Consider the following 785-nt stretch of genomic DNA (forward strand, 5'->3'; position numbering starts at 1 on the left):
CTAAAAGCCCAAGAATGATCCTGCGACCACCATCAAGGTATTGCACACCATGACGCGTCCCCCTAGGGTCAGAGTAATAAGTTCCCCCGTCGGGCCCGCAGTCAGCAGCGACAGGAAGATCATTTGGACCAATGGGGGTTTGTTCTCCGCCTCCGGCTTCCTCGGCGGTAAGCAGCTCTGGGCGCGGGATGATGGTTTCCTCAGTGTGGAAGTAGGCGCAGGCTGACAGGATAGTCGCTGACGCGAAAAGGATTGCCATGAGTGCAGCATGTGCTTTAAGTCGTGTCATCTCACTTCTCACTTCTCTACATGTCCTTCAAGGTAACCGATTTTGTATGAGTGTTCGTAGGCGTCCAGGTGGCCTTTGGTTTGACTCAAGCTTTTCACGATGATGCCAAGGTTATCCCGCTTATCCTCGGGCATTCCTTCACCGCCGGGAAAAGATGTCTCCAACCACAAATCCACATCACTAGAGGACAGCTCATTACCCAGAGCAAGACGGTCAAGGTCTGCGCGGGTGATATGACCAGCATCGTAGAGAGTCTTGAATATTGCGTTGGTGCGTGCTTCAAAAGACTCTTCAGCTTGCTGGGCTTTATTCTCCAGGGCGAGGTTTTCATGACGAGCCAGGGATTCTTCCAGCCCTTGGGCCCCGGCGTCGAAGGCCTGCCCGGCCAGGAAGTCAGCGGCTTGCCCGACGAGGGGAATCTTGTCGAGGGGAGCCTCTTTGGCCAGGTCCTTGCCTAACCCAATCCAGGCTCGGATTCTTTCATCAGCCGCTCTGC

General features: G+C 54.9%; 2 protein-coding genes. Both read right to left on the reverse strand.

Annotated features, from left to right (window positions below):
• On the reverse strand, nt 1–289 hold a 289-nt coding region (locus tag EII11_RS10350), incomplete at its 3' end, for a hypothetical protein (RefSeq protein WP_133306633.1).
• 8 nt (nt 290–297) lie between these two features.
• On the reverse strand, nt 298–785 hold a 488-nt coding region (locus EII11_RS10610; protein WP_165867165.1), incomplete at its 5' end, for a hypothetical protein.

The sequence above is a fragment of the Schaalia canis genome, assembly GCF_003858455.1.
GTDB lineage: Bacteria > Actinomycetota > Actinomycetes > Actinomycetales > Actinomycetaceae > Pauljensenia > Pauljensenia canis.